Annotated in this window: 9 protein-coding genes; 1 reads left to right on the forward strand and 8 read right to left on the reverse strand. The window is 32.8% G+C overall.

The window, feature by feature from the left end:
- Nucleotides 1-137: 137 nt before the first annotated feature.
- The 6 genes from Q0649_RS11475 to Q0649_RS11500 form a co-directional block, all read right to left on the reverse strand.
- Nucleotides 138-1,007: a carbohydrate ABC transporter permease gene (locus Q0649_RS11475; protein WP_298841813.1), complete on the reverse strand. Its 870-nt coding sequence runs from the start codon at nt 1,005-1,007 to the stop codon at nt 138-140.
- A gap of 11 nt (nt 1,008-1,018) precedes the next feature.
- Entirely contained in the window at nt 1,019-1,915 is an 897-nt protein-coding gene (locus Q0649_RS11480) for a carbohydrate ABC transporter permease (protein WP_298841815.1), read from the reverse strand.
- 91 nt (nt 1,916-2,006) lie between these two features.
- A complete protein-coding gene (locus tag Q0649_RS11485) occupies nt 2,007-3,326 on the reverse strand; it encodes an ABC transporter substrate-binding protein (RefSeq protein ID WP_298841817.1) in 1,320 nt (439 codons plus the stop codon).
- A gap of 146 nt (nt 3,327-3,472) precedes the next feature.
- Entirely contained in the window at nt 3,473-4,477 is a 1,005-nt protein-coding gene (locus tag Q0649_RS11490) for a LacI family DNA-binding transcriptional regulator (protein ID WP_298841819.1), read from the reverse strand.
- Nucleotides 4,478-4,664: 187 nt separating this feature from the next.
- The gene (locus Q0649_RS11495; RefSeq protein ID WP_298841821.1) at nt 4,665-4,838 is read right to left on the reverse strand and encodes a hypothetical protein; all 174 of its coding nucleotides are present in this window, start codon (nt 4,836-4,838) and stop codon (nt 4,665-4,667) included.
- A gap of 467 nt (nt 4,839-5,305) precedes the next feature.
- Entirely contained in the window at nt 5,306-5,593 is a 288-nt protein-coding gene (locus Q0649_RS11500; protein ID WP_298841823.1) for a hypothetical protein, read from the reverse strand.
- 295 nt (nt 5,594-5,888) lie between these two features.
- Here Q0649_RS11500 and Q0649_RS11505 point away from each other — a divergent pair, with 295 nt between their 5' ends.
- Nucleotides 5,889-6,014, forward strand: a complete 126-nt coding sequence (locus Q0649_RS11505; protein ID WP_298841825.1) for a hypothetical protein — start codon at nt 5,889-5,891, stop codon at nt 6,012-6,014.
- Between the two features lie 381 nt (nt 6,015-6,395).
- Here Q0649_RS11505 and Q0649_RS11510 read toward each other — a convergent pair whose 3' ends face one another.
- Nucleotides 6,396-7,379 (reverse strand): DUF3231 family protein, encoded by a 984-nt coding sequence (locus tag Q0649_RS11510; protein WP_298841827.1) that lies wholly within the window; start codon nt 7,377-7,379, stop codon nt 6,396-6,398.
- Between the two features lie 86 nt (nt 7,380-7,465).
- A partial coding sequence (locus Q0649_RS11515; protein ID WP_298841829.1) for a CheR family methyltransferase occupies nt 7,466-9,465 on the reverse strand: 2,000 nt, incomplete at its 5' end.

Consider the following 9,465-nt stretch of genomic DNA (forward strand, 5'->3'; position numbering starts at 1 on the left):
CAAGCCCAACTAGTTGATCTCATTTTTTCATAGATCACTTTACACTACCTTCTATGTTCTTTAATATTCTCTCGTATTTAAAATAATTAGTACAAAAATAAGTTATATTGGTTGATTTTCCTTATTTACATGTTGAATCATTCTTTAACTGATCCCATTGTAAGTCCACCCAAAATGTACTTTGATAGACATGCAAAAACAATCATTATAGGTACTACTGAAATTGCTATTCCGAGGTATGTCGCTCCAAAATCTCTTGCATATACTCCCCTTAAATTTGCAATTAGTATTGGAAGTGTAAACATATCCTTGTCAAATAAGAGAACCATAGGTACGAGAAAATTGTTCCATGAGCCTACAAAATTAAATATAGAAATTGTTGCTATACAAGGAGTTACAAGCGGTAATATAATTTTATTAAATGTTCTGAATTCACTACAGCCATCAATTCTTGCAGCTTCTATAAGCGTATTTGGTATAGATGAATCCATATACTGCTTAATAAAAAATACAGTACCAGCAGTTGCTATTGATGGAATGATAAGTGGTATAAATGTATTTAATGTTCCTAATATCTTATTTAGTTGAAAGAAACCAATTAATCCCAGCTGTCCCGGTATCATCATAGTTCCAAGTACAAACATAAACAATAAGTTATTTCCTTTGAATTTATACTTTGAAAATCCATAGGCTGTCAATGCAGAAAAATATGCATTTAAGGCTGTACTTGATACAGCTATTATAAGACTATTAAAGAATCCTCCCCAAATATTAGTACTTGCAGACATTCTTATATAATTATCTATAAGATATTTCCCTGGTATGAGATTAAGCCCTTTAGTTATCTCTCCATTACTGTGCGTTGCGTTTATTATCATCATATAAAATGGAAGAACGCAGATTACTGCTAAAAGTATTAGGAATATATTTATGGTAATCGTTGACATGCGAAATTTTGAGTTATTAAATCCTAACAGTGTATCTTTATTTATGATTACCTTTTTCATTATAACTCCCCCTACTCATATACTGACTTTCTATTTATAAACTTATAAGAAAGCAGTGAAACTAATAAAATTATTACAAACAATCCGTAAGCAACGGTTGCACCATAACCATAGTTATTGCTTTTAAACGCCATATTATAAAGATACATTACTATAGTCAAAATTGATTTGTCAGGGCTACCTAAACCATCTGTAAGAGTCATAGGTACATCAAATATCTGCATTCCTCCAATCAATGAGGTTATTACAGTGTAAAGTATCGTTGGTCTTAAAAGAGGAAGCGTTATTCGCCAAAACATCTGATTTTTACTTGCTCCATCTACCTTTGCAGCTTCATAGATGTCATCCGATATAGCTTTCATGCCTGCTGAAAATATTATCATACTATAGCCAAACCACATCCACCACTGAATTAAAGATGTTGCCCCTCTTGCAAAGAAAGGACTGTTAAGCCAATTAATTGGTTGGTTCAATAAACCCATAGAAATTAGAAGCTGATTTAAAGTTCCGTTGTTCCAATCCAATAATACGCTGAACAGAACGCCGATAGATGCAGCAGTAACAATGTTTGGAAGATAAAAAATGGCCTTAAAAAACCCTGATCCTTTACGTTTACTGTCATTTAGTATTACAGCTAAGAATACTGCAAATATAATTTGTGGAATAAAATTTGTAATCCATATAATCAAAGTGTTTCCCATAGCCTGATAAAATACAGTATCCTGGATAAGATATTTATAATTTTTAATTCCTACAAACTTCATTTCCGACATACCATCCCACTTTACAAAACTTAAGCAGAATGAATATATTATCGGATACATTTGAAAAACAAGGAATGTTATAAAAAACGGCGCAATGAACAGATAGCCGTAATTGTCCTTTTTAATCTTTAAACTCTTCATCATAATCATCTCCTTTTATTTAAGGGGCAGTTAATTGCCCCTTAAACGATATTTGATAACACACTATCGTATATATTTGTAACTATTTAGTTTTTTATTTTACTTCTATGTCCTGATATGCATTCTTTACATCTTTCTTGAACTGAGCAATTGCTCCATCTTTAGACTTCTTACCATCAACATATGATCCTACTGCATTTAAGAACATCCCATTTATATCATCATCATACTTTGTAATAACTTTAGCATTTATCTTTGTTGCTTCTTCTTGGAAAAATTTATACGTATTCTGTCCACCGGCAAACTTATCAGAGTAATTATTAGCTATTTCTTTCATAATAGGAATATTACTTGTAAAGTCACCTTTATCTGCTACATAATTTTTTACGTAAGCTTTATTTGCAACTACATATTTAAGGAACTGCCATGCAAGTTCTTTATTAGTGCTCTTTGAGGATAAACCCATCCAAGTTCCACCCTGGAAATATGATGCAGGTCCTTTTGATATAGCCCAATCGCCTTCTGTTTTAGGTGCGGATGGTTTAATAACATATTGAAGTCCCCAGGTTGGTAATACGTAACCAAATACTGAACCATTGTCAGAGGCACTAAACCATGCCGGCTGCCATGCTATAAGTTTTGCATCAAGCTTTTCAGTTCTTGCCTGTTTCGCTGTATCAAAGAAATCCAAACATAATTGGTCAATTTGTAACTTATCATTTTCTACCCATGGAAGTTTTCTATTTGCATATACATACCAGTATAAATCTTGATAGTTAGGAAGCAAACTAACCTTACCGCCACTTTGAACATATATTTTTTTACCCATATCAAGTAATCCATCCATTGTACTCATCATCTTAGATATCTTATCAGGATCATCTGTACCAAAATACTGTTTAGCAAGACTTCTTCTATACCAGAACCCGCCTGGAGTTGCCTGCCAAGACAAAGCTCTCAGATTTTTATTAGCATCTCTTCCAAGGTCAGCTACATATTGCATCTGATTTTTTGCTATATCTTCAGCATTATAAGGAGCTACGGAAAGATTATCCCAAAAGTCTGTATCAACCCACTGTTTAACATTTTTAAGTTCCCCAACAAAAAGGTCAGGAACTCCAGTCCCCGCCTGAAGAACTGTTTTTAATTTAGTTTGATAATCTTGGCCTACCTGAGTAAATTTAACCGTTACATTCGGATATACCTTTTTAAACTGCTCAATCATATACTTCGGGTCGTCAGTCCACGACCATAATGTAATGGTACCCTTATATTCCTTTGGATTTTTATCAACGAACCGTTTGGTGGTACTTGTAGACTTTGTGATTGATCCTTTGGAGCATCCAGCAAATAACATAGATGTCATAGTAGCTACTAATGATACTAATAGAATTCTTTTGAAAAATTTCTTCATTTTATAACCCCCTTGTATAATCTAATTATAAGTTTGATAAGAAATACTATACGTCATATGCTAAATACTAGAATTTACATAGGACTTCACCTCCTTATTTGGTTGTGGGAGCGTTCCCAAATTTGGCAAAAATATAATTTAATAATCTAAATTATATTTTTTGTTGATTCCCTTTCTACGAGTACAGGCATAAACACTTTATTCTCCATGATCACACCATTTTCAATATTTTGAATTAGTGCCATTGCAGTATATTCAGCCATTTCCATGACAGGCTGTCTTATTGTAGTTATATTAATTGATGACATAAAAAATGATGAGTTGCTATTACTTATATCATCAAATCCTACCACAGATATATCGTCTGGAATCTTATACCCAAGTTCGTTAGCCTTTTTAATAAATCCAAAAGCCATCATATCATTTGCACAAAATACTGCCGTAATGTCTTTTTTTATTATTTCATCAGCCTTTTCATATGCTAATTTAAAGTCAAAATGTCCATCTACCACAAGCTTTTCATCAAATTTAATATTGTAATCAGTAAGTGCTTGCATATATCCCTTCAATCGTTCTCTTGATTCAAAATAATCAATGCCTTTAATATGGGCTATTTTTTGATGACCTTGTTGTATTAAGTGTCTTGTAGCAATATACGCTCCAGTATAATTATCTATATTAATCTCAAGTATTCCAGGAATTTTAGCATCATTTTCAAATAGAACAACAGGAAAATTAACATCAAGAAATTTTAAAAGCTCAGCCCTTAGGACCGAATCGTATCCCAGAAATACAATGCCATCAACCTTACCAAAGAGCATATTAAAATAATGTACATTTGAGTTTGTATCTTTCTGATTAACACAGAATATTGTTCCATATCCCATTTTATCTGCTGTTTTATATATACCTTCAGCAACGTTCGAAAAGAATGGGTCATTCAACATATATCCTGAGATAACTGCAATAGTATTATTTTTCTTTAGAGCAAGACTTCTTGCTGCAGAATTAGGATTATAATTAAGTTTCTTTATAATATTTAGAACCTTTTGTCTAGTCTCTTCGCTAACGGACACACTGTCATTTAGCACTCTTGATACTGTACTTCTAGATACTCCTGCTGATTTTGCTACATCGTATATATTTGTCAAGTTATCACTCCATCTAAATCGTTTTCTTTTATTATAATATCATATTATGAGAGCGGTTTCAATGGTAAATTAAAAAAATTTAAAAATCCTACGTAATGTACCTTTGTTCTCCACTAATAAAGTATTTTATCTAATTACTTATTGATGTATTAAATACCAACACTTATTAATTATCATACAATATTATTTAATCCTCTTTTGTTTCACCACCATATTTATCTATAAATCTTGGATATAGAAAATCTTCTGTTTCAACAATTAGGAATATGCAACGATTCGTGCAAGAAACAGCCACAAGATAGTATTTCCCATTATGGAATTCTATCTTGTGGCTGTTATGCTTTTTACTATTATCACTCAACTTTCGCACGACAAAAACACTAGCCTTTCCTTTAAAAACTTAGGTAAGGACTCTAAAAAGTAGGTCAAAAATGAACTTATTTGCTCTTTTGCCAAAGAAAGATTTTCGTGTAATGCGGTTTAAATAATTCCAAAATAATTTAAATAGCTTCTAAAAACTGTATATCTTGAAGTTCATCACAACAATTTAAAAACAAACCACCTATAGTACGAGAATCTTCATTATTACGGCTGTGTGTTGATAGCATAATATATCGTGTAAATACAATAATAGTGTGTGCAACTATTGAATCATAAGAACGTCCTTGAAATTCTTTGCAAGATTCAAGAATGACTTAGTCATTTTAAAGAAAACTTCAATATATCAACATTTTCTATAAATCCTTATGATTTCTTCATCACTCAATGTAATGTCTGTTGATATTAATACTAGCCAGTTTTTTAATATATTATTGTTTTTACCAAATACTATTTTAGCGGCGTAGCCTTCGAGTCTATGCCAATTTTAACAATTACAGATGCTTTAATTTTAGCTTTACCACGTTTTTTCTTAAGCGTAGCATATAAAGATTTTAAATTTAACTTTTTATCATTATTGCCATAAAAACCCTTTGACATAGGTTTAACCATAGCTATTGTATGCAATTTAAGTTCTAAAATTCTTATTAGAGTTTTGGGATAAGTGAACCAACTATGGAATAAAACATAGGTTCCAGGTATGGCATAAGGTGCCGCTTGCTTTATTAGGTCAATCATTACATCTGGTGATTTTTTATAGCCTCTGCGTTTATTTTATAACTATTGGTTCTTTTGTCTGTATTTGGGTTAATTGGACATACACAATTTTTTTCTTTTTCTGAACCTAATAAAGTAAACGCTAAAGGTAAAAAAGTATTTCCGTCAGACCATCCTAAAGTAAGAATTTGAAGCCTTTCTTGAATTTACAATCCACATGATCAAAAACGTTTGCTAATAGTTCAACAGATTTACATCTTGTTCTGCTATAGAATGAATCATCAACAATTAACACATTTACTCTATACTTGCCAAATTGGAAAGATACTCAAATATACCAAGACATGCATGGAGATATAATAAGCAAATACATGAAGATATCTATGAATTAAACAAGAAACCACTGATAATTGATGATATGGCTTCACAATTGAAAATATAAGCCTTGTAAATATACCAAACTCACCACTACCATCTATTCTTCCAGATTCAATAATCTCATTACTAAATATTATATATTTTTAATCTATAAACTTAATCTACATTACTTTTCATAATAAATCTACTATATGTAACTTATACTAAACACAATATATTACAGTATTTCTATATTTATAATTTCAATTTGGACATACCACGTTAAGTAATTGTTTATAATTTCTAAACTTTAAAAGACATAATCTTTACAAACCTATCGAACCCAATAACGTTATATTAAAATAAATGACATTCAAGTATATAAAGCATTGTTAGAATGTTATTACACTCAAAAAAAGTATATATTAATCGTATTGCAATACGCGTAATATATACTTTTTTAATTCTATGTAACTGGCTCTCCATAAATTGGAACTACCCTTGTCCAACCTTTCATTTTTCCATATTTAAGATATTTGTCGTAATACGAAAGTTCAGCATCAAGTAATTCCGTCCATAACCTACGTAATGATTCGTTCCTAATAGTCTCAATAATTGCTCTGAGGTGAGCATCTAATGCAGCTAATTGCCAGCTTAAAATAATTCTATACATAAACTTATCCGTAATCATTTCAGGATCTATGGGAGTCGCTACCGGTAGTGCCGATCTATTTGGCAGTGGTATATTAAGCTTTAGTGCTAACTTTTCAAGCTTGGTAACCTGCTTATTATAAATATATAACCCATGATCAAGTATCACTTTAAACTCAGTATCGTGAGCAAACCCGGCGAATATACCTATTAGTTCAATTTGTTCATATCTCATAATAATATGATCCCAAATATGAAACGCTTCTGACGTGGAAAGCTGTTCTTTTTCTTGAACAATAGCAGTTTTGTAAGTAGGATATGTCTCCTCCCAGCCTTTCAATTTACCAAACTTATAAAGTATATCAAAATCCTGAAAATGGACTTTTAAATCTTCTATGATAATATTTCTTAAATTATCATTCGTACTAGTTGAACGAACCGCATGGCTAAGAGACATAAGCTGCGCTACAAGGTCATGGTATATTTTTTTATATATATAATCATCTGTTATAATATTAAGCCGGGTTGCGAACTTCACGTCTATCGGAGGTCTGTTTGGCATTATGATCCGAAATTTTTCACCCAATTTCTCTAAATTATTTATTTGCTTTTCAAAGTCTTTCTGAAATCCATCTAGGATTACTTCCCAATCTACGTCATGAACAAAGTTCTTAAATAATTGAACTGTTTGGGTACTAACATATCTTGCTCTTAGAAGACTATATATATTAAATGCTTCCTGGATATCTACAACATCTTCTCTTTTATGAACCTTCTTAATTAACGAAATTATATCCAATACATTCACCTCTCAATTATAAATAATGTTATTACTATGTGTAAAACAACTTATATTTATACCTTGAGAAATGAAATATTTATAACTTACTGGGGCTTATCACTTGATGCAGCAACTTCACTATGGCTTTGCTCTATTTCATCAGCTGACCTATCCTTTAGCCGTAATAACTCACCATCTTGATCCTCAATATGCTTTTGTAAAGCTACTTTTGATTTATTAAGATCCGCCTCTAAAGTTTTAGATTTAGTGATATTTACAAAAGTGATGACTACACCATCAATTTTGCCCTCTAACGTGTGATAAGGCAAAATGCATGCATTAAACCAACTACCATCGCGGGACATGACCTGTTTTTCAACTTCAACCAGTGTGCGTTGCACCTGTTTAACATCCTCTGCCAGTTCAGGATAAATAAGATCTGACGCAATATCAGTAACTGGCCTTCCAACGTCGCTGGGTATAAGCCTTGAGACTACAGTCATTTGACTTGTAAAGCGTTTAACAAGTAACTCGTTATCCAAAAATAAGGTAGCAATCTTCGTACTATCCATCAGATTCTTCATATCGCTTGTGACAAGTGATAGACCGTCTAACTTGTCTTGTAATTCAAAATTGATTGTCTTCAGCTCTTCGTTTGACGACTGTACTTCTTCCTTGGTTGTAGTAAGTTCCTCGTTCGTCGACTGAAGTTCTTCGTTGCATGACTGCAATTCCTCGTTACTAGATTTGGATTCTTCTTGGGATATCTGCATTTCTGCACTGGTAGCTTGCCACATTTGTCGAGCTTGTAATAGCTCCTGCTCCAGTTCTGCCTCCCGCTTATTACTGGCGGGGATTTGTCCATTTGTGCTTGTTTTTTCGCATACATCAGGAGTTGCTACATCAGTAAAAATAATCATTACCATCCCTTTTAACGTCTCTGGTTCTTTAAGCGGATTGACTGTGATATCTACCCTCAGCTTTCCACCTTCATTTAGCACAACAGCACTCTTAGAAGTAACCACTTCTTTTCCACGAACAGCCTTGTAAAAAGCGTCATTAAGTTTATAGTTTAACCCTTCACGAGCCATGGCAAAAATATTCCAATTAACCTTACCAGTAGCTGGTTCCAAGTACTTACCAGTTCGCCCAGTAATGTAGAGTATATCACCTTTACCATTAACAAGCACTGCAGCTGGTGAATAATATTGTAAAACAAGTTTATCCGCTAGCGACTGCATGTTTTGAACCTCTTCTGATGGTTGGTTTGCTTCTGGTTGATACGGTGCAAACGAGTTAGGAAATTCTATAGGCTCCTTTTGAATTAAGGGATTAAGCCTCTGATAAATTCGCGATTTAATATCAAGGGGTTTAAAAAGATCAGTAAAACTCCCTACTGACTCCGCACTTCCTAAAAATAAGAACCCACCACTATTAAGACTGTAATGAAAAAGAGGAATGAGCTTTTTCTGAATTTCTGGTGTAAGGTAAATAAGTAAATTTCTACAAATCATTATATCAACCTTTGTAAATGGAGGATCCTTAATCATGTTTTGTTGAGCAAAAATGACCATATCACGAATTTCCTTTACAACCTGATAACCACGATCCACCTTGAGGAAATTCTTACTTAGACGTTTGCTGGACATATCTTTTGTGATATTCGCAGAGAAAACCCCCTCGCGTGCTTTATCAATAGCTTCAGAGTCTAGATCAGTAGCAAAAATCTGAATATAAAAGTCTTTAACAAGCTGTAATTCACTAATTACCTCTTTGAAGATAATTGCTAAAGAGTAAGCCTCTTCGCCAGTAGAACAGCCCGATATCCAAATTCGAACCGTATCAGTTGGTGACCTATTCGCTAAGAGTGCTGGTATAACTTTGTCCTTTAGAATTTCCCACTCCATCGGTTCACGAAAGAAATTGGTAACCCCTATTAAAAATTCTTTAAATAACAATTCCAGTTCTTGAGGATTCTTCTTTAAAAAGTCCACGTATACAACTATATCATTAAAATGATGAATACCCATACAACGCTCAATTCTACGCTGTATAGTATTTCTTTTATATGAAGAAAAATCATGACCTGTATGTGATCGTAACA

The organism is uncultured Clostridium sp. (assembly GCF_937920395.1).
Taxonomy (GTDB): Bacteria; Bacillota; Clostridia; order Clostridiales; family Clostridiaceae; genus Clostridium_AD.

Coding starts and splice junctions, on each gene's coding strand:
- Q0649_RS11475 (WP_298841813.1), bottom strand. CDS start 1,007: ATGAAAAAGGTAATCATAAATAAAGATACACTGTTAGGATTTAATAAC.
- Q0649_RS11485 (WP_298841817.1), bottom strand. CDS start 3,326: ATGAAGAAATTTTTCAAAAGAATTCTATTAGTATCATTAGTAGCTACT.
- Q0649_RS11500 (WP_298841823.1), bottom strand. CDS start 5,593: ATGATTGACCTAATAAAGCAAGCGGCACCTTATGCCATACCTGGAACC.
- Q0649_RS11480 (WP_298841815.1), bottom strand. CDS start 1,915: ATGATGAAGAGTTTAAAGATTAAAAAGGACAATTACGGCTATCTGTTC.